Annotated in this window: 18 protein-coding genes; 17 read left to right on the top strand and 1 reads right to left on the bottom strand. The window is 48.0% G+C overall.

Going from position 1 to position 20,815, the window contains the following annotated elements; genetic code table 11:
* Positions 1-58 precede the first annotated feature (58 nt).
* On the bottom strand, positions 59-1,612 hold the full coding sequence (locus tag GJB61_RS09680; protein WP_154118315.1) for a DUF4127 family protein: 1,554 nt from the start codon (positions 1,610-1,612) through the stop codon (positions 59-61).
* Positions 1,613-1,775: 163 nt separating this feature from the next.
* On the opposite strand from GJB61_RS09680, the gene GJB61_RS09675 reads away from it, so the two are divergent.
* The 17 genes from GJB61_RS09675 to GJB61_RS09595 all read left to right on the top strand — a co-directional run bounded on the left by GJB61_RS09675 (position 1,776) and on the right by GJB61_RS09595 (position 20,815).
* Positions 1,776-2,645, top strand: coding sequence for a MurR/RpiR family transcriptional regulator (locus GJB61_RS09675; protein WP_154118314.1), 870 nt, complete (start codon positions 1,776-1,778; stop codon positions 2,643-2,645).
* An 18-nt stretch (positions 2,646-2,663) separates the two neighbouring features.
* A complete protein-coding gene (locus tag GJB61_RS09670; RefSeq protein ID WP_154118313.1) occupies positions 2,664-3,716 on the top strand; it encodes a Gfo/Idh/MocA family protein in 1,053 nt (350 codons plus the stop codon).
* Between the two features lie 290 nt (positions 3,717-4,006).
* A complete protein-coding gene (locus tag GJB61_RS09665) occupies positions 4,007-5,353 on the top strand; it encodes an ABC transporter substrate-binding protein (RefSeq protein WP_154118312.1) in 1,347 nt (448 codons plus the stop codon).
* 110 nt (positions 5,354-5,463) lie between these two features.
* Complete coding sequence (locus GJB61_RS09660) at positions 5,464-6,366, top strand: carbohydrate ABC transporter permease (RefSeq protein ID WP_154118311.1); 903 nt, start codon at positions 5,464-5,466, stop codon at positions 6,364-6,366.
* Between the two features lie 3 nt (positions 6,367-6,369).
* On the top strand, positions 6,370-7,200 hold the full coding sequence (locus GJB61_RS09655; RefSeq protein WP_154118310.1) for a carbohydrate ABC transporter permease: 831 nt from the start codon (positions 6,370-6,372) through the stop codon (positions 7,198-7,200).
* Between the two features lie 53 nt (positions 7,201-7,253).
* Positions 7,254-8,129: a sugar phosphate isomerase/epimerase family protein gene (locus GJB61_RS09650; RefSeq protein WP_154118309.1), complete on the top strand. Its 876-nt coding sequence runs from the start codon at positions 7,254-7,256 to the stop codon at positions 8,127-8,129.
* Positions 8,130-8,142: 13 nt separating this feature from the next.
* Positions 8,143-8,835, top strand: a complete 693-nt coding sequence (locus tag GJB61_RS09645) for an N-acetylmannosamine-6-phosphate 2-epimerase (protein WP_154118308.1) — start codon at positions 8,143-8,145, stop codon at positions 8,833-8,835.
* A gap of 11 nt (positions 8,836-8,846) precedes the next feature.
* A complete protein-coding gene (locus tag GJB61_RS09640) occupies positions 8,847-9,689 on the top strand; it encodes a sugar phosphate isomerase/epimerase family protein (RefSeq protein ID WP_229521586.1) in 843 nt (280 codons plus the stop codon).
* A gap of 30 nt (positions 9,690-9,719) precedes the next feature.
* On the top strand, positions 9,720-10,673 hold the full coding sequence (locus GJB61_RS09635; protein WP_154118307.1) for an ROK family protein: 954 nt from the start codon (positions 9,720-9,722) through the stop codon (positions 10,671-10,673).
* A gap of 35 nt (positions 10,674-10,708) precedes the next feature.
* A complete protein-coding gene (locus tag GJB61_RS09630) occupies positions 10,709-11,734 on the top strand; it encodes an N-acetylglucosamine kinase (protein ID WP_154118306.1) in 1,026 nt (341 codons plus the stop codon).
* The gene (locus GJB61_RS09625) at positions 11,718-13,019 is read left to right on the top strand and encodes a 6-phospho-beta-glucosidase (RefSeq protein WP_338115780.1); all 1,302 of its coding nucleotides are present in this window, start codon (positions 11,718-11,720) and stop codon (positions 13,017-13,019) included. Before GJB61_RS09630 ends, GJB61_RS09625 begins: the two co-directional genes overlap by 17 nt.
* A 182-nt stretch (positions 13,020-13,201) precedes the next feature.
* The gene (locus tag GJB61_RS09620) at positions 13,202-14,947 is read left to right on the top strand and encodes a sensor histidine kinase (RefSeq protein WP_154118304.1); all 1,746 of its coding nucleotides are present in this window, start codon (positions 13,202-13,204) and stop codon (positions 14,945-14,947) included.
* Entirely contained in the window at positions 14,940-16,361 is a 1,422-nt protein-coding gene (locus GJB61_RS09615) for a response regulator transcription factor (RefSeq protein ID WP_154118303.1), read from the top strand. Before GJB61_RS09620 ends, GJB61_RS09615 begins: the two co-directional genes overlap by 8 nt.
* Positions 16,358-18,025, top strand: a complete 1,668-nt coding sequence (locus GJB61_RS09610) for an extracellular solute-binding protein (protein ID WP_154118302.1) — start codon at positions 16,358-16,360, stop codon at positions 18,023-18,025. The genes GJB61_RS09615 and GJB61_RS09610 overlap by 4 nt, the downstream gene beginning before the upstream one ends.
* Before the next feature lie 145 nt (positions 18,026-18,170).
* The gene (locus GJB61_RS09605) at positions 18,171-18,515 is read left to right on the top strand and encodes a DUF2294 domain-containing protein (RefSeq protein WP_154118301.1); all 345 of its coding nucleotides are present in this window, start codon (positions 18,171-18,173) and stop codon (positions 18,513-18,515) included.
* Positions 18,516-18,746: 231 nt separating this feature from the next.
* Positions 18,747-19,853 (top strand): ABC transporter substrate-binding protein, encoded by a 1,107-nt coding sequence (locus GJB61_RS09600; RefSeq protein WP_154118300.1) that lies wholly within the window; start codon positions 18,747-18,749, stop codon positions 19,851-19,853.
* Between the two features lie 2 nt (positions 19,854-19,855).
* Positions 19,856-20,815, top strand: coding sequence for a nucleoside hydrolase (locus GJB61_RS09595; RefSeq protein ID WP_154118299.1), 960 nt, complete (start codon positions 19,856-19,858; stop codon positions 20,813-20,815).

Below are 20,815 nucleotides of genomic sequence, written 5' to 3'. Positions count from 1 at the left end.
TCCCGTGCCGTTGAACGGAGGAAGGCTCTTTTTTGAGATACTCTAGCGATAATTTCGATTACAGATCTGTGAGATCAAAATTCACTTCAAATGTCCGTTTCCAGGGGAGCCTCACGCTGTTTACGTGGGTGGGGACAGTGGCAGTACTAGCCAGATAGGTATCAAAAAAAGCCTTCAGTCGTTCAGAAATTTGGAAGGTAATCTCACTGATTTGGCTGGAAGACCTTTCCTTTATGATGTGGCCAGTCTCCTGAAGCTCAAGGTTAATCCCTGTGCGAACATTGGATTGATAGCCCCAGTCTTCCAGAAGACGATAGAGCAGAAACTTTTCGCTTTTTCGTATCTGAACTGTTGAGTATTCCAAGGGGCGACTGGCGTAGTAAGAGGCGATGACCGCGTGGGCGATGACCGTCCCGAGTGTATTGCCCGAAGTATTCCAGCCGGCATATGCAGATAGGCAGGAGAGACCACCGTTTCCGAAGAGCAGCTGCATCAACGATTCGTCAGCGCCGTTGGAGGTCGCAACATCGGCTAGCGCGACAAACTTTCCTTTACGGGCATAGGTATGAATAGCCTGAGAGAATTCCGGGAGATGTACTTCTGAGAAGTAGGAACGGTGCCTTTCGGCATAAGTTTGATTGGCTTCGGCCGCGTCGCTCTGATTTACGGGCGGAGAATTAACCATGAGCACAACATCCGCTTCGGCAGAGGAATCGCTCATAAATGCGCCGGCTGCAGTGAGATGAGACTTGATGCTCTCGTTCAGGCTACGATCTTCATAACGGGGAATGATGAACGGACCTTGGGTGGAGGAATAACGGACAAAGACTTCCGGAACGTAGTTTTTCTCCTCGCAGAACACGCGGGCGAGCAGAGTACAGCCAATTTCGTCTGCTCCGGGGTAGATGAGCACGCGGTCCATCAGCCGTTCCGCTTCCACAGCGAATAGCAGCTTGCGCTGCTCTATGGAAGTGAACCCATAGCGGGCATTGTCGTCTAGCGGAATGATCAGCTGATCGATAATTCCTTCTCTGGCAAGCTCGACAGCCATTTCATTTACGCTCGCATTTCTTTCGCGTCGCTGTATAAAGTCCAGCAAAATATTGGAGGGAATGTTCTCCTGCAATTCGTCCCATTGAGTCTGCTCGCTGGAATCAAGCCCTTCACTCGTGTTCTTATCCAAGAGCCAGCCGTATCGGTGAAGGTCGGCACCATGTATCAAATAGTAATCTGGCTCTTCTTCGCTGCTATTGTAAGCAGGGGTACGCATAATAAGGTTGAAAGCATAGATGCGTAGTTGGGGATGATCCGCCTTGCACTGTCTTAGTAGATTGATCCGCTCTGCGCATTCTTTTTCAGCAAGGTAGTGCAGGCGCGAAGGGACAATTCCTCCATATACGAGCATATCAACGGAAACAATTAACGCATTCGCATCCCTTGTTTCTGTAAGTAGCCAGTCCGCTATAACATGAACATCAGCTGGTTTCTTCTTGTCACCTAGAAGAGCAGCAGAAGGGGAAATAAGCGTCAACCCTCCAATCTCAGCTAATAGGCGTGGATATTTCTCATTACAAGGACGTTCGTCGAGTGGCAAATATACGATTTTACCCATAGGGAATCCCTCCGTCAATGATCTTTAGGACGTATTGTATCATAAATAAATAAAAATGGAGGATATATTCTTTTATTATAAAAAAAATAAAATATAGCTCTTTAAAGCTGCTATATTTGATGATATGATGATCGTGAGAAAATTATTTGAAATGAGGAATTTCATGAGTAAATTTGGAAAACCGATAAATTCCTCAAGCACGCTGCTGATGATTTCGAGCATTTACAACTCCCTGAGCAAGGCTGAGAAGAAGGTAGCTGACGCAGTTCAGAGTGATCCTGAATATGCCGTACTTGCTACGGTAACTGATCTTGCCGAGAAGGCTAAAGTCGGAGAAACATCGGTCATCCGTTTTTGCCGTAAAATCGGATTTCGTGGATATCACGAGTTCAAGCTATCGGTTGCCCAAGACCTAGTCAACGTCTCTACCTATATCGACGAAGAAATCGAAGAGGAAGATGACTGGGAGCTCATTGCCCGTAAACTGACCTTGAATCATACCAAGCTGCTTGATAAAACACTGGATTTAATTGATATGGGTACGGTCTCGCAGGCAGTGGAGGCATTGGCCGCGGCGAATCGTGTGTTCGTGTACGGGGTTGGCTCATCAGGCATCACTGCGCTGGATACGCACTATCGGTTTATGCGGATTGGATTGAATGTCGACGTGCAGCGTGATATTCATATTCTCGCCATGTCGGCGGCACTGGTAAAGGCAGGAGATGTCGTGTTCGGGATTTCGACATCTGGCAGCACAAAGGATGTCGTCGCTGCGACGAGAATGGCCAAGGAAAATGGTGCATTGATTATTTGCCTAACCAGTCATGCCAGATCCCCGATTACCACATACGCAGACATTGTCCTGCTTGTGCCCTCTAAGGAGATGCCTTTTCAGGGAGGGGCACTGTCGACGAAGATTGCCCAGATCCACTTGATTGATATTTTGTCTACGCTGCTTACGCTTCATATGAAAGACTCCGCCTACGCCGCGATCAAGAAGACAGCTGACGCTGTGGCTGACAAATTATATTAAACCAGGGAGGAACGCAAGATGAAAAAAGTAAAAGTGGGTGTTGTGGGCATTGGATCGATAGCCCATATGTTTCATTTAGACAATTATCGTGATCATCCAGAGGTGGAGCTAGTCGCCGTAGCGGATATCGATAAGGAAAGAGCTATCAGTGTAGCAGCAGAATATGGTGGCATTGTCGCTTACGGATCGGCGAAGGAGATGTTCGAGGCTGAAGACCTGGATGCGGTCAGCATTTGTACATTCAACAACTCTCATGTGGAGTTGGCCCTGTTGGCACTTAAGCATGGTCTTGATGTATTGCTGGAGAAACCGATGGCGATGAATATGGAAGAAGCTGAATCGCTGAAGGCGGCGGAGTCCGCCTCGGATAATCTTGTCATGATCGGCATGAGCCACCGCTACCGCAACGACTCCCAGGTCATCCAGCGAACTGTAGAAAGTGGTGAGTTGGGGCATATTTATTTTGCAAAGACCAAGATTCTGCGCCGTCGTGGTGTACCTGTCGGCTGGTTTACGGATAATCAGTATTCTGGCGGGGGACCCATGAAGGATATCGGTGTACATGTGTTAGATCTTGCTTGGTGGATGATGGGCAAGCCGGAACCTGACAAGGTAGTAGGCAAGTTGTTCCGGGAAATAGCTCCTTATGGTGATGATGCTTCTTTTCCTTATGTCGCCCACTCGAAAGAGAACAAGGAAGAAGGCTTATATAATGTTGAAGACCTCGGCGTAGCCTTCATCACGTTTAAAAACGGGGCAGTATTGACCGTTGAAGCAAGTTGGGCTATCAACGGCAGTCAGGACGATGCCGTCAAGGTAGAACTGTTCGGAACGAAAGGTGGAGCCACGCTTGAGCCGCTCACCTTATTCCGGGATACCGGTGGTATACCCGTAGAACACTCGCTGGGAGTTCCTGAAGCTGACTTCTACAAGAAGGAAATTGGACATTTTATCGATTGCGTGCAGCAGCGAAAGAAACCTTTATCTGATGTGGAGCAAGGGGCGACGGTAACGTCACTACTGGAAGCTATCCGCATTTCTTCAGAGAGCAATGATATTTTCAAATATTAATAGTATTGAATAAGAATGGGACGCCAAAAGAGAGACGAGGGGCGTCCCATTCTTATGTTTGGTGAAGCGAAATGGAGGATTGTCATCCTTATTTGGGAATGTAGATCCTATATAATCATTTTTGGAGGAAAAATTTATTTATTTTATAAAAAAAGAATAATTACTCTTTACAGTTTCATCCCTCCCCTCTATAATCAAGTCAGGAAGTATAACATGTTTTGAGGTTTCGGGGGCTCCGAGGTCAGGGAATATGACATGCTTTACATTGGGAGTAGGAAGGGTGAGTGACAATGTCGAATCGCTATCTCAACAAATCTTGGATGCTGCCTACTGCAGCGGTGCTTATGATCACTCTTGTACTGTCTGGTTGCGGTGGAGGCAACAATGCCTCTTCAGGTAACAATGCGGATGCAAATGCAGAGGGTTCATCTGGGAATACAGCCAACGTCAAAGCTGAGAAAACAAAAGTTTCGGTATGGTATCTGTGGGGAGGAGCCGAGGGTGAACAAGTCGAATCGCTCATTAAGCGGTTTAATGAAAGCCAAGATCTATATACCGCAGAAGGGCTGTCCGTGCCCGATGAGCAGAAGATCAAGGTAGCCATCGCTGGTGGTGATGGTCCGGATATTACGGATTCCTTTGCCTCTAACATTGCTCAGTATGCAGAAGAAGGCATAGCACTAGATCTGGACAGCATGATTGATCGCGATGCCTATGATCTAAGCGACTTTATTCCCGCCACGTTGGAGCAGGGGAAGTACCAAGACAAATTCTATGCGTTGCCCCTTAACACTACAGTACGGGGTTTGTACTACAACAAGAAGCTATTATCCGAAGCTGGATACACCGAGCCCCCAACGACAAGCCAAGAATTGTATGACATGGCAGCAAAGCTGACAAAAACGAAAACCGATGGCACAATCGAAGTGTTGGGTTACCCGGTTTACCCGAACTTTGACTTCGAAGTGTTGACACACGGTTTCGGAGGGCAGTTTCTCTCCGCCGACGGTAAGACGGCAATGTTTGATAGTGACGCCAACTTGGCTGCACTAACCTCCGTTTACAATTACACCAAACAGTTTGGTGTGGATAACATTAAGAAGGTTCAGGCTTCTGGCAAATGGCTAGATCCAAACGATCCATTCATGACCGGTAAACAAGCGTTTCGGGTTGATGGTTCATGGCTCTCTACCTTTATAAAAACCAATAATATCGATCTTGATTATGGCCTTGTTCCTATTCCTTACCTGGATGGGCATCCGGAAATGGCGGAAAGTGGCGAAAACCAAAGTTCTATCTTCTATATCGCTAACAACGCGAAGAACAAAGAAGGAGCTTGGGAATTTATGAAGTTCATGTATTCCTCCGAGGAACTGGCGACATTTATGGCAGGCATGGGCAACATCCCGGCCCGTCAGTCATCGATGGAGAATGCGCTGTTCGACAATGTCCCTGATGCAGCTGCTTTTATTGCAATGTCCAAGGGGAAGAACTTAAAGTCGCTGCCTAATATCACACCTCTGAATGATATCAGCAAGGCAGTCAAAGAAGAATTCGAAGCCTTGTTTAACTTGAAACAGACGCCTGAAGAAACGATTCAGAAATTGCAAAGCCGGACAGAAGAACTGCTGAAGTAACTGGTAGGAATCCCAAAGGTATGTTGTGGGAGCGGGATAGCTTGTCTATTCCGTTCCCTTCATTCCCTACATACTCAAGTGGCGTGACTGAAGAGAATAGGGGGTTGAAAATGAGAAAAAAGAACAATATGACCGGTCTTCTGTTTGCAGGACCTTTCCTCATCGGCTTTTTACTATTCACGTTGTATCCAACCGGAGCTTCGCTATTCTACAGTTTTACGAATTTCAATTTGTTCAAGCCACTAAAGTGGATAGGGCTAGAAAATTATAAATGGATCATCGAGGAAAAGGAAGTCCTGATCAGTATCAGGAACACCATGTACATGGTCATCATTGCGACACCAGTCAGTCTCGCAGTCGGATTATTTATGGCCATGTTGTTGAACACCAAGGTCAGGGGGCAGTCCATCTTCCGCACCTTGTTTTACATCCCATCCATTGTGCCGGTCATTGCTTCCTCTCTCGTCTGGATGTGGGTGCTCAATCCACAGAGCGGGATGATCAATTCCATATTGAAGATATTTGGTGTTAACGGTCCGAACTGGCTGCTCGACGCGGCCTGGACTAAACCATCGTTGATTCTGATGTTAGGCTGGGGATCTGGCGGCATTATGATTATATTTCTCGCAGCACTCCAGGAAGTGCCAAGAAGTCTTTACGAGGCGGCAGATATTGATGGTTCTGGTGAACTAGGCAAATTCTATCATGTGACGCTACCTAGCATATCACCGATAATTTTGTTTCAGTTGATCATGAGTTTGATCACCTATTTTCAGTTTTTCGCCCAAGCGTTTATGCTTTCTTCTCTGACTGCGTCGGGTCCAGACCAATCCATGTCCGGTCCAGAGAATTCGCTGCTCTTCTATGCTATTTTGTTATATCGCGAAGCGTTTGTTGATTTCAGTATGGGCCATGCGAGTGCGATGGCGTGGGTGCTGTTTCTAATCACGGGGATAGTAACCTGGTTGGTATTTAAGACATCCAAAAAATGGGTCACGTACGGAGGCGAATAAACAATGTCCACACTGAAACAAAAAGTCATTCCGTATACGCTTCTGGTGCTGTGCAGTGCCATCTTTGCACTTCCGCTCTTGTGGCTGTTATCGACTTCTTTGAAGAGCCAGGTGGAGTTGTTCGCCGACCCGCCGATCTTTATCCCGCACAATCCACAATGGCATAATTATGCTGATGTGTTTAATACGATCAATTTTTTCCGTCTGACCGGCAATACGATGTTCATCTCTATTATGGCAGTAATCGGGGTTCTGATTTCGGGACCGCTTGCGGCATATGCTTGCTCCCACATTGACTGGAGAGGGAAAAATATTTTATTTGCGATTATAATCGCGACAATGCTGCTGCCTTACCAGGTGACAATGGTTCCGCTATACGTTCTTTTTAGCAAAATGAATCTCGTTGGAACCTATGTCCCACTCGTGCTGCCCGCCTTTCTTGGCGCTGGAGCAGGTTATTATATTTTCCTGCTTCGTCAGTTTTTTCTAACCTTACCTCATTCTCTTGTTCAGGCAGCGAGAATCGATGGAGCTACAGAGGCCCGCATTTATGTACAGATCATTCTGCCGTTGTGTAAACCAGTAGTTTCTACTGTAGGTGTACTTGTGTTTCTAAGTACCTGGTCAGATTTTCTTGGTCCGTTGCTTTACCTTAATGACCAGAAGACATATACGTTATCGCTGGGTCTATATGCTTTCATGCAGACTCACTATATCCAGTGGGAACAATTAATGGCAGCAAGCGCTATGTTTACGGTTCCGATCATCATCCTCTTTTTCTTTGCCCAGAAACAATTGATTGAAGGAATTTCTTTAACGGGGATCAAAGGTTAATGGGGGGAGAAAGTGTAGTATTATTTTATTATGGAAATAGGAGGGATAAATAGATGGAAAAACTGACCAATAAAATCGGTGTAATTGTAGACAGCTTCGGCGTCGGCTTGCGGGAAGGGCTGAAGAAGGCCAGAGAGGTCGGAGCAGAAGGTGTGCAAATGTATGCAGTATCGGGTGAAATGGACCCCGGGCAGTTGTTGTTGGCCGACCGAAAGGCCTTGAAAAAGGAGATTGCAGGACTTGGACTGGAGATATCTGCGCTTGTCGGTGATCTTGGTGGTCATGGTTTTCAGGACTGGCAGGAAAATCCCTTCAAAATCGCTAAATCGAAGGCCATATTGGATCTGGCCCTTGATCTTGGCTGCAATATTGTGACGACACATATTGGGATCGTACCGGAGCAAGATACGGAGATTTATCGTGTCATGCAAGAGGCATGTGACGAGTTGAACCGGTATGCCAAGCAGGCAGGGGCGTATTTTGCAATTGAGACTGGACCGGAAACGGCTCAGCATCTTAAGGCTTTTTTGGATTCCTTATCAGATGACGGAGTTTCAGTCAATTTCGATCCAGCGAATATGGTGATGGTAACGGGCGATGATCCTGTTCAGGGAGTTCATACCTTGAAGAATTATATTGTTCATACCCATGTCAAAGACGGGATTCGTTACCAGGACGTTGACCCACGCGAGGTATACGGCGCGCTTGGGTTTGAGCCGATGGACCACGGTAAAATATCCAAAATGGTGACAGCTGGAGAAGTATTTCGGGAAACCCCACTGGGTGAGGGGAATGTGGACTTTGACGCTTATTTCGGTGCTCTGGTTGAGATCGGGTACAAAGGCTACTTAACCATCGAACGGGAAGTTGGCGGACAGCCTGAAGAAGATATTCGCCAGGCGGTGTCTTTTATTAATCGATATAGATAGAGGTGGGAGGCCCATGACTACATTTATTAAGAGAGGGATTATTGTCTCCTGCCAGGCCCTCATTGGCGAACCGTTGCACGGGGGAGATGCCATGGTGAAGATGGCCAAGGCTGCACAGTTAGGAGGGGCAGTTGGCATACGTACCAATGGCTCAGAGGATATCGCGGCGATCAAACGGGAAGTTCCGCTACCGCTGATCGGTCTGATTAAACGAAATATTCCGGGATCTGATGTGTTTATTACCCCGACGCTGGAAGAAGTGCAGGCTGTAGTGAAAGCGGGAGCAGATATCGTGGCGATGGATGTGACGGACCGGGAGAACAGATTGGAGATTGTTCGGGAACTACTGGAATATGTCCATCAAGCTGGGAAACTAGCCATGGCTGATGTGTCTACTTATGAGGAAGGCGTTCAGGCCGAACAAATGGGTTTTGATTACGTTTCAACCACACTTTCAGGCTACACGTCTTACAGTATTCAAGGAGATGGACCGGACATCGAACTGGTGAAGAAGCTAAGTGCTTTTCTTCGTGTACCTGTATTTATGGAAGGGAAAGTATGGCGGCCGGAGGAAGCGCTGGCGGCGCTGCAGGCGGGAGCGCAGAATGTTGTGGTCGGCAGTGCTATTACAAGACCACAGCTGATCACTGAATCCTATACTTCCGCCGTCGAGCAATGGCTGGCTGATCATGTAATTAGCAATTAAGAGGGGGAAACATGATGAAATCAAGTTTGAGTGTCTGGAGTATGCATAAATATATGTACTCAGGGGAAATGGACAATGAGCAGTTCATAGAATTTACAGCCACTACCGGCGCGAAGGGCGTGGAGCTGCTAAGCGTGTTCTGGAAGGAGGATGGACGGGAGGAAGAACGCATTCATGCTGCTTTGCAGCGGACGGGGTTACAGATGGCCTGCTTCGGTGCAAGCAATAACTTGGCTCTTGCCGATCCGGAAGCCCGTCGGGCACAACTTCTCAATATTACGAGTTCCGTAGATCGTGCGGTATTGTTCGGAGCTCAAGTAGTAAGGGTATTCTCCGGTGACAAGGAGCAGGATGTAACCTACGAAGATGCGAAGACTTGGATAATCGCGGGACTCAAAGAAGCGGCCTCCTACGCGGAGAACAAAGGGATTAAGCTCTGTCTAGAAAATCACGGGTTGTTCGCCGGGAAAGCAGATCAGGTACTGGAAGTGATTCGCGAGGTCCATTCCGATCATCTCTGCAGTACGTTCGATACCGGTAATTTTTTGCTTGTGGATGAGAATCCAAGTGAGGCTATCACGAAACTAAAGGATTACGTTGCTCATGTTCACATCAAGGATTTTGCCATTGTGGAAGATGGATATAGCGGTACGATTTACACCTCTCTCGAAGGTAAAAAGTTTACAGGTCATATTCCGGGGGAAGGTTCTGTTGACTTACCTTATATTTTGAGGGAGTTGAAAAATAACAATTATACGGGTTGGTTGACCCTGGAATATGAAGGCGACGAGGAGCAGAAGGAAGGCTCCACCCGTTCTATTCATAATCTGGAAGCTTACCTTGCTGCATTGTAAAGGCTGACAACGTAGAGAGGGGAAGGTCTGATGATATCTTATCCAGACGATTCCGTAGCGATCGGAGTTGACATTGGTGGAACAAAAATCAGGTTCGGACTTGTGCGTAGTGATGGCCTGATCTTTCATACTCTGGTACTTCCTACGAAAGCGGCTGAGCAGCGGGTGATGGAACAAGTATACGCGGGTATTGAACAAATACTTTTGGTCTGGGAAAATTCATTGGCATCGCATCGCCTGAACGGCATTGGCATTGGTAGTGCGGGGCAAATTGATTTTCTCCGCGGGACCGTGCATTTTGCCAGTGAACTTATCCCAGGCTACACTGCTACTCCTGTAAAGGATCTTGTCACCCAACGTTTCAACCTGCCTGTTTATATCGACAATGATGTTAATGTGCTTGCACTAGCTGAAAGCCGCTTTGGCGCAGGTATGGATTGTCGGAATATGGTATGTCTGGCCCTTGGAACCGGAGTTGGCGGGGCAGTTATCGCAGATGGCCGTCTTCTGCATGGTGTAAATGGCGGAGCTGGTGAAATCGGCCATATGTCAGTAAATATGAACGGGCCTGCCTGCATTTGTGGCAGCTACGGCTGCCTGGAGATTTATGCTTCCGGCACCGGAATATTTAACCGCTACCAGGAGCTAACCGTTCTAAACATCAAGAAACAAGCTACCAGTGCAAACGATGTTGTAGAACGTTGGTTGTCCGGAGAAATGGCGGCGAGGCAGGTGATTGAGATGACCATTGCTGGACTCGGAGCCGCCATTGCGAGCTTGATCCACATCTTTAATCCCGAAGTCGTTGTTATTGGAGGAGGTATCGCCGAGCTTGGAGAGCCTTTGTTCGCTCCACTGCGGAGTAGGATATCTACTCTAGCTATGCCGTCGATGCTGGAGGCTGTACGAATTGTGCCAGCCGAGCTTGGGGGAAGCAGCAATATGGTCGGGGCGGCGATACAAGTATGGGAGTACGGCATGTGATGAAATTCAGCCGGTTCAGGCAGGAGTGACGACCATTGACTTACTACTTGGGAATTGATGGGGGAGCGACCAAAACCTACGCTTTGCTGTGCGACGAATGGGGCAATGTGCTTGGCAAAGGCAGGAGCGGTAACGGCAACCATCAGGCGGGCATGACTGAAGCAGCATTCAGTATTCGGGAGGCTACGATTGAAGCCCTGGCTGATACGGGACTCCAATTGGCTGATATCGAGCATGCCTACTTGGGACTTGCCGGTGCTGACCGCGAAGCAGACTATAAACTTCTCCATCGGATGATACAGCAAATTGGTTTCACAAAATATACCCTCAACTGTGATACGATCATCGGTTTGCGTGCAGGCACACCCCGTCACTTTGGAATAGCCCTCATCTGCGGCACAGGTACAAATGCAGCAGGCAGGAATCGGCAAGGCCAGTACTATCAATGCGGTGGCTTTAGCTATATGCACGGTGATTTTGGCGGGGGAGCTACGCTTAGCATCGAGGTATTCCGATCGGTCATTCGGGCCTGGGACGGACGGGAGCAGCCCACTCTGCTTACCGAGCTGCTGCTGAATAGGCTCGGTTATGAACAGGTTGGCGAGATGCAGAATGACTTCCTCGACCATGCTAAGCAAGTACCTGTAGATGCTGCCAGATTATTGTTCGATGCAGCGGATGAAGGTGATGTCGTAGCCATGGAGATTCTTCATCGCCAGGGAGTGGAGCTTGGCAAGTCGGCGGTGGCAGTAATTCACAAACTTGAAATGGAACAAGACATCTTCGACGTTGTTCTGGTAGGAAGCCTGCTAACCCGTGGGGACCGTGGTTGGATTCGTAAACCCATTGAGCAGGCTGTACTTGCTGTCGCTCCTCGGGCAACGGTTGTTACTCTAACTACAGAGCCCGTAGTAGGCGCAGTCTGGTCTGCCATGGAGTATAGCGGGATAGGTATCAGTGATGCAGTATATGAAAAGATGCGGGTTTATCAGGATTTTGAAGCTATCAGGATAACGAATAAGTCAGAGGTGATGGAGCTTGGAAGTGAAGCAAGGACTTAAAATCGCTGTCATTGGCGGGGGTTCTTCTTATACACCGGAATTAGTCGAGGGATTCATTCTTCATTATAAGGAGCTTCCGGTACGCGAGTTGTGGCTTGTGGATATCGAACTTGGACAGCGCAAGCTGGATATTGTGGGTAATCTCGCCAAACGAATGGTTGAGCAAGCGGGCCTTCCCATTCAAATTTATCTGACAACAGACCGTCGTCAAGCGATCGCAGGTGCGGATTTCGTCAGCACCCAGATTCGTGTTGGCATGCTGGAGGCTCGTTCCCGTGACGAGTCCATCCCACTGAAATACGGTGTCATTGGCCAAGAAACAACGGGTCCGGGTGGGATGATGAAGGCGCTGCGAACCATTCCTGTTATCTTAGGCATCTGCCGTGATATGGAGGAACTGGCTCCTGATGCCTGGTTGCTTAATTTCACCAATCCGGCGGGTATGGTCACCGAGGCTGTCCTAAAGTATTCCACCGTGAAGAGTATCGGCCTGTGCAATGCGCCTATCGGTTTCATCAAGCAGGTGTCGGGCAAATATAACGTTGCCCCTGACCGCATATATGCCGAATTTGTCGGCCTTAATCATCTGCACTGGATTACCCGCATCGATGTTGAAGGCGAAGACAAGCTGGATGAAATGCTGGCAGATACGGCAAGCTACAGCGCTAAGAACGTTCCTGCACGGGAGTGGAATCCAGAATTCCTGCAATCTCTGCACGCCCTGCCGACCTACTATCTGAAGTATTTCTACATGACAGATGCCATGCTCGCAGAGCAGATAGAGTCCTTTAAAGAGGGCGGAAACCGTGCAGAGGTGGTCAAAAGGGTAGAAAAAGAACTGTTCGAACTTTATAGTGACCTAGAGTTGAAGGAGAAACCGAAGCAGTTAGAACAGCGTGGCGGCGCCTTCTACTCAGAGGCAGCTGTAAATCTGATGAGATCCCTCTACAACGGAACGAATGATATTCAGACTTTGAATGTCGCTAACCGTGGTACCCTTGACTTCCTGCCTGACGACGCAAGTATCGAGGTCAACTGTGTCGTCACCAAAACCGGGCCGCTGCCTCTGCCGTTGACCAAGATCCCGTCAATGGTCAAGGGACTAATTCATGCCGTCAAAACCTATGAGCAGTTGGCCATTGACGCTGCAGTAACCGGAGACCGCAATCTTGCTATTCAGGCGCTCGCGCATCATCCGCTCATTCCTTCAGTCGAAGTAGCCATACACCTCCTGGATGAGATGCTGGAAGCGAATAGAGATTACTTGCCGAATTTTTTTGTTTGATATGTGTTTCTACTACAAGAAAATAGCTATAAATCAAGAAACAAGATGACGACTCTATATCAATATGAGTCGTCTTGTTTGCGTTCATTACTAACGTTACTAAGTTATATTCCTAGAAGGATAAATCTGGTATTCTGATACTAATAAACCGCTTTCACGAAAGAGAGAAGAGGACATTGCCGATGCTGCGAGCAACCCTAAAGAGTCATACGCCAGCGGTTAAATCTTTGCGCAAAACGTTGGTTATCTATGTGGTCATTGGGACTTTGCTTCCGCTGTTGCTGGTCGGAGTTGTAACCTATTCTTCTATTTACTCAATTCTATCGGGCAAAATTGGTAACGGGATCAGCGCAAGCCTAAGGCAGGAAGCCGTAAGTTTGGAGAATGCGGTCGACAACCTGGATTTCGCCTCCAAGCAATTTGCACTGGACGGTCAAATAGTGGAAGAGATGTCCTCTTTTCTACAGGAAAAACAGATTTATCGCAAATCGCAAATTATGAACTCGATCAACCAGAAGATTAACCTCGTCAATTTCACTAATCCTTATATTGGCTTGACTGCTTATATTATGCCGGGCAGTGATGATCCGGTGCTGTTTACTAATATGAGTACAAGGCGGAATTTTGATGTCAGCAGCCTGCCCACTTTTATGCGTTATAACGGTGCTGATTACTATGGGCCACACAACACGATGTATGCGGTTGGTGACAATCTTGTCTTCTCCGAACAGCGCATCGTACGGGTGACTGGACAGCAGCAGTTGTATATTTATCTGGAAACGAATTATAGTTTGCTGCGCAAAATTTTTAATCAGGAAGCCTACGGCATGAAGGTTAACCATCTGTTGGTGAATCAGCAGGGCAATATTACGAATGTGCTGGATGGGAAGCTGCCTGCCCAAATTGTAAAAGCTGCGGGTGGAAGTTCGACTCGTACACATGAAGAGCTGGGTGGATACCATCTGTTCCGCTACGAAAGCCCCCAAGGCTGGAAGCTAGTCTCTGTGGTTAAGAAGTCAGTCTTCAATAGTGAGATTTACTCCTGGTTCTATAAAATGATTCTGTTGGCGCTATCGACACTTGGCTTCGCCGGGTTTCTGGCCTGGCTGATTTGGAAGCGTATTTATGGCCCTTTAAGAAAGGTTAATCTAGAAATTATCCGCATGGCGGAGAATGTTACCGCACCAGTTTCATTCACAAATGTTGAAGAGTTCGACTTCGTGCTTAGCAACTTTCAGCAAATGAAGGATCAGGTCAACGAGCTCATTCTGGCGGTTGCCCGCAATGAGAAGCAGAAGAGCCAGTTCGAAATTGAGAAGCTGCTCAGCCAGATAAACCCACATTTTCTGCACAATACCCTTAATACAGTACAGTGGCTGGCCCGGCTGAACGGTCAGAAGGAGATTGATAAGCTGGTGACGCTGCTCGTAAAGGTGCTGCATTATAATCTGGGCAAGCAGAGCATTATTGTCACGATTGGTGAGGAAATTGAAGCGATCCGTAATTATATGGAGCTGCAGCGCATTCGTTATGATTATGAGTTTGAGTTCAATGTGCAGGTCGATGAGGCTGTGCTCTTAGCGGCTGTGCCGCGGTTTCTGCTGCAGCCACTCGTCGAGAATTCCATTTATCATGGCTTAAGCGATAACGGGAAGGTGGATGTCATGATCACAGCACATGGAACAGCCGAGGTACAGCTTTGCGTAATTGATAACGGTGCAGGGACTGATCCAGAGATGATAGAACAGCTGCTCTCAGACAACGGAGCCAAGGAACGGGGTCTGGGGATTGGTTTCTCCTATGTAACGCGAATGCTGCGAACCTACTACGGGGAACAAATGACGCTGCTAATGGACAGCAAGCCAGGAGAAGGCACAACGGTAACTATCATTATTCCTAGAAAAAATAAGGAGGACTTCGATGATTAAAGCTGCAGTGGTTGATGATGAGCGACTTGTGCGCAAAGGCTTCATATCGCTGATCGACTGGTCATCCTTCGGAGTGGTGATCGTGGGTGAGGCTGGCGATGGCAAAACCGCACTTACACTGCTCCAGCAGCAGGAGGTGGATCTGCTCTTTGTGGATATTACGATGCCGGGCATGTCGGGGTTTGATCTTATCCGACAGGTGAGGTTACGATTCCCTGGCATCCGCTGTGTAGTACTGACCTGCCACCATGAATTCGATTATGTTCAGGAAGCCATGCGTCTCGGAGCTGTTGATTATATCGTCAAGACACTGCTGGAGATGGAAAATGTCGATGAGACGATTGGCCGTATCGTAGAACGGATGAAGTGGGAGGACAGTACCCGTGAGGTGCTGCTCCGTGGAGAGGGCAAGGTAATGGCTGCCGACAAAGCGCTGCTGTACCTTCCTTTGGAACGGCAGGCGAGTGAAGAGGAGTTGTTTCAGCTGTCAACGGTGAAGAATAATCCGCTGCTTGCTTTTCAGGAGATGTGGGTATCGCCACTGCTCCAGCGGATTTCAGAGGAGGAGTGCAGGCGAGAGCTTAAGGCTCAGTTGGGTACACGCTGGCAGACTGCGCTGGTCAGCGGGCTGCGAGGACAGCCGCTTCAGGAGATTGAGGAGCTGTTCAATGCGAAGCTGCAGCATACCCTCTTTTACAGCGTTTGCTCGGGTAGCGAGGAACTGACTGCATTAACTTATGAGGAATTGAAGGGTGAGGGAATGGTGACACCAGCTATTCAACGGCTCCACACAGAGGAGGAGTTGTTCGAACTAGCACATAATTTGAAATGGACCACAGATGGGGTGGAATGGGATCAGTTTGTCGCTGACGTAGTTCGACTTAAGCCCCGATATGATCATTTTCCGGCATTTGGACATTCTCTGTTGAGCAGTTGGGGTGCATTATTGCTGAAACCTGAGGAAGCGGAGCAGTTGGAGCAGACCATCCGGCGTAACTTGAACTGGTGCCATTGGAAGAATTGGTTGCGGCGTTTCTCGGATAATGTGGGGCGACGGATGCTGGAGCTTAGTCTGAGCAAGGAGGTAATGTCCTGCCTGATCCGTGCTGTTCGCTACATGAGAAGCCATGCTGGTGACAAAATCAATCAGGGCGAGGTGGCAGCCGCTATTCATATGAGCCGTGGTTATTTCAGCCAATGTTTTGCCAGATTTGCGGGGGAATCCTTTGGTGAAACACTGCGGGGAATGAGGCTGGAGCTGGCTAAAGCACTGCTGCTGGAGACAACAGTTCCCGTCTGTGAGATTGCCTCCAGATCCGGATTTGAGGATGATCGTTATTTCAGCAGGCTGTTCCGGGAACGCATCGGCAAGCTGCCGAGCGAATATCGTGCGGAGGGGAGGGTACAGTTATGAATTGGAGAGGATATATTCTGCTTGTCCTCTTGCTGCTCTCTCTCACGGCTTGCCGCGACAACAAAGAACCTAGCCATTTGGGTAATCTCTCACAGGGAGGGAGCAATGCCGAGACTGCTGCGTATGGGAAATATGCCGATCCGGTAGTGATGCGCATTGGGTTCAAGGTTCCCGATTCCCGACTTAACACGGGCGACAGCAATGATAATAATCCGATCACCCGTTATTTGGAGAGCATCACGAATATCAAAGTGGTTCATTCCTGGGAAGCAAAGGGCGAAGAGGCGTTCACGCAAAAAGCGCAGCTGGCGATTGACAGCAACGATCTTCCAGATGCGATGGTCGTGGATCGTGATCAATTGAAGAAGCTGATTGATAATGACCTGATCGAAGATTTAACAGAGACCTATAAGAATTATGGTTCCGAATTAATTAAGGACATGTATGATTCAACGAAAGGTGAAGCACTGAACGATGCTACCCGGAATGGGAAATTGTACGGTCTGCCCAATGTAGCTATTAACGCCGATTCTCCATCTTTGCTCTGGATTCGCCAGGATTGGCTGGAGAAGCTGGAGCTGCAAGCACCTAAGACGTTCGACGATATTGAAACAATTGCCCAAGCCTTCGTTAACAAAGACCCTGACGGTAACGGAAAGCGGGATACGATAGGCCTGAGTGGCTACAGAAATATTGTCTACGGAACGAAGCCGCATGTGAATGGTCTGGATACGATCTTTAACGCTTATCATGCTTTCCCGACGAACTGGATCAAAGACAGCTCAGGCAAAGTAGTATATGGCTCAATCACACCGGAGACGAAACAGGCCCTTGCCAAGCTGGCAGACTGGTACAAGCGGGGGCTGATTGATCCTGAATTTGCGCTCTATAAAGAAACGCAGGAGCCTATAATAGCGGGGAAGACAGGCATGTTCTTCGGTCCGTGGTGGATGCCCTATTATCCATTGTCGGAAGCGGTGGCCCTAGACACCAAAGCGGAATGGAGAGCCTATGCGGCTCCGCTCGATGCCTCGGGCAATTTTGTGGCTCATATGGCACCGGTAACCGATCGATATTTGGTTGTGCGCAAAGGCTATAAGCATCCGGAGGCTGTAGTGAAGCTGCTTAATGTTTTTACCAGATTGGAAAGACGGCAGGACCCTAACCAGGAGGAGGTTAAGAAGCTGGATGATTTCTCCGCACAGACAGGCATTCAGCCACGGGCCTACTATCCGTTCGACCTTCTGCTTGATTACTCTGATGCTATCGAGAAACATTATACCGACATCCAGCAGACGTTGCATAATAAGATTGATCCAGATACGCTGGACCCGGATACGCGAGTCATCTATGATCAGTGGATGGCAGATACTGAACAGCCAAAGAAGAATCTGGAGGGCTGGAAGGTTGCCAATGCTTATAAATACGGAGCGGCCGTATTGACCTCAACAGCTATAGAGGGGGTTCGCAGCGTCTTTTATGGCAATACTCTGCTCATGCAGAGCAAATGGCCGGCATTGCAGAAGCTGGAAAGTGAGACCTTCCTCAATATTATTGTAGGAGATGCTCCACTTAGTGAATTTGATCATTTTGTAGCGAAATGGAGAAGCCAAGGTGGGGATAGAATTACGCAAGAAGTTACGGTTATTGTTAACGGAAAGTGACTGGGCTGTAATCGTTCAATGTTCGTGTTTGGCGTCACTTTCATGTTAAGTATGGCTTTTTTCTTGCCGGATATATAAATTTTATGTATAATAACATTAATTATCGATATGAATGTACGATATTTCGTTTTTTGAAGGTGGTTCCATGGCAGAGCTGGACAGTACGGAGAACAGGAAGAAGATGTGCCAGATCTACAACGAGCTATCCAAGGAATTATTTGGTTTTGGTACGACTCTGCTTCGCGTAACGGTTGATCAGCGGGTCATCACCTTTCACGCCAAACATCGCAGGTCCCCCCGTTCTACAGCACTTGAGGGCGAGGCACCTGAGCTTAAGCAGGAAGTGGATTTTCGCATGTCACTGCTGTTTAAGAAGAAATTCAAGGAAAGACTTGAGGATGAGATGGGGTTGAACATCGAGGTTCTGCTTCGGGATTATGATGCACCGACACAATGGGCTTTTACGAATATGGTATTGGCTGGTGAGTGATGATATCATCACGGATTTTCGTTTTTGATCTATCTTAAACGAAGACCGTCCTTTTATAACGGGTACCTCTTTACTTTGTTTACACAGAGGAAAGTGTTCTTGTTCCTACAAGAATACTTTTCTCTTTTTTATGGAAAAAATAGGTAATGCGAAGTTGACTACGATCGGGAGGTGTGGGGAGATTACAGCTTAAAGTTCACCGAATCAACCAAATCAGGGAGGTCAATAATCATGAACAAAATAATGGGTACGGTCTTGGCATTTACGCTTACGGCAGCACTGACAGCATGCGGCACATCCGGTAATAACACCAATGGAGCAAATAGTGCAACCACTAACACAACAACTAACAATGCAGTAGCACAGGAGACAGACAAACCGGCAGCTAAAGATCTGGTTATCTCCACTTGGGGATTTTCGGAGGATTTCTTTAAGGAAGCTGTATATGAACCCTTTGAAAAAGAATATAATGTCAAAATCGTCGTCGAAATCGGCAACAATGCCGAACGTTTGAATAAAATCCGCCAAGGCAGCTCCGATGTTGATGTTATCTACCTGTCGGACTATTATGCGCAGCAGGCGATTGACGAGGATCTGTTCGAAAAAGTAGACCGTGCCAACATTCCGAATATCGACAGTATTTATGATCTTGCGAAAGCACCGCTTGGCGAAGACTATGGCCCGGCTTACACCATCGGCCGCCTCGGAATCGCCTATAACCCGGCACTGGTTAAGGGTGAAGTGAAATCATGGAAGGATCTTTGGACGGCTTTTCCTAAGAATCTAACCCTTCCTGCTATTACGGCAACTGCAGGTCCGATGATCGTAGATGCGGCTTCCGTTGTCTCGGGCAGCACTGAATTTAATGAAGACCAAGCCTATGCTAAGCTGAAAGAACTGGATAGTAATGTAGTTAAATATTACAGCCAGACTTCGGAATATGTAAATATGTTTGCCCAGGAGGAAATTGCCGGAGGTCCGATTATGGAAATGTACTTCAAGGACTTGAAGGCTGCGATTCCAGCTGCTGTATTCGTAGCTCCTTCCGAAGGTGCTTATGCGGTAATGAATACACTTAACGTGGTAAAAGGAACGGATAACAAAGAATTGGCTGAAGCTTTTATTAACTGGCAGCTTAGCAAGGAAGTACAGGAGAAATCAGCCAAGGGCAAAATAGATTCACCCGTAAATACTGAAGTGGTGCTGACTGAAGAGGAAGCACAAGGTGTTACATATGGTGCGGATGTGATCGGCAAGCTGCGTAAGCTGGATATGAAATTTGTGAACCAGAACATTACCGAATGGACCGACCGCTTTAATCGTGAGATTGGCGGTTAAGGATGACAGCACGTAAAAAAGTAATTTTGGATGTGGATACAGGTGTGGACGATGCACTAGCCATCATGCTGGCGGTAACAAGCGGACAGTTCGATATTCTGGGTATTACCACGGTAAGCGGCAATGTTTCACTGGATCAGGCCACCGAGAATACTTGCAAAATTCTGCAATTGCTCGGCGTGTCTGCTGAGATACCGGTCTACCGTGGCGCCAGCAAACCGCTTAAGCGCGAGCCGTTCTTCGAGCATAACGTACATGGCCGTGACGGGATTGGCGGGGCACTGGCAGATATGCCTGTCCTTAAGGAAGCAGAAGCAGAGGCGGCTGCTGATTTCATCATCCGCCAGGTACTGGCGCAGCCCGGAGAGGTCACGCTGATCATGACCGCTCCACTCACCAATCTGGCGCAGGTGCTACAGAAATGTCCTGAGCTAGTGCAGCATACCGCTGAGGTAATTATCATGGGCGGTGTAGTGAAGGGCTTCGGCAACATAACTCCTACGGCAGAATACAACATGTATGTCGATCCTGAAGCCGGGAAGCAAGTGCTCCAAGCCGGTTTTGAACGGCTTACGCTGGTAGGACTCGATGTCACGCGTCAGGCGTTGCTTACGACAGTGGATATTGACAGATTGCGCAATCCCGAAATAGCGGCGTATGTAACCCAGAGCACCGCTGATTACCGGCAGCGGTATTTCGAACGCAATGGCGTTCAGGCCTGTGCCCTGCATGACCCGCTGGCTGTCGCCGTGGCGATGAACCGCAAATGGGTCACGGTGCAGGACTATTATGTGGATGTAGAAACCCGCAGTGACCTATGTGATGGGCAGACTGTTTGCGATTTTCAGAATCGTCTGAACAAGCCACCTAATGTTAGCGTCTGCCTGGAGGTGGATGACCGCGCTTTTATGGAGGGCTTTATCCATAGCTTAAACCAAGAGCTGACTGAAAGACGGGAGTAA

This window comes from Paenibacillus monticola (assembly GCF_009664975.1).
Classification (GTDB): domain Bacteria; phylum Bacillota; class Bacilli; order Paenibacillales; family Paenibacillaceae; genus Paenibacillus_AQ; species Paenibacillus_AQ monticola.
The sequence above is the reverse complement of the archived record's forward strand: the minus strand, read 5'-3'. Positions and strand labels throughout refer to the sequence as shown.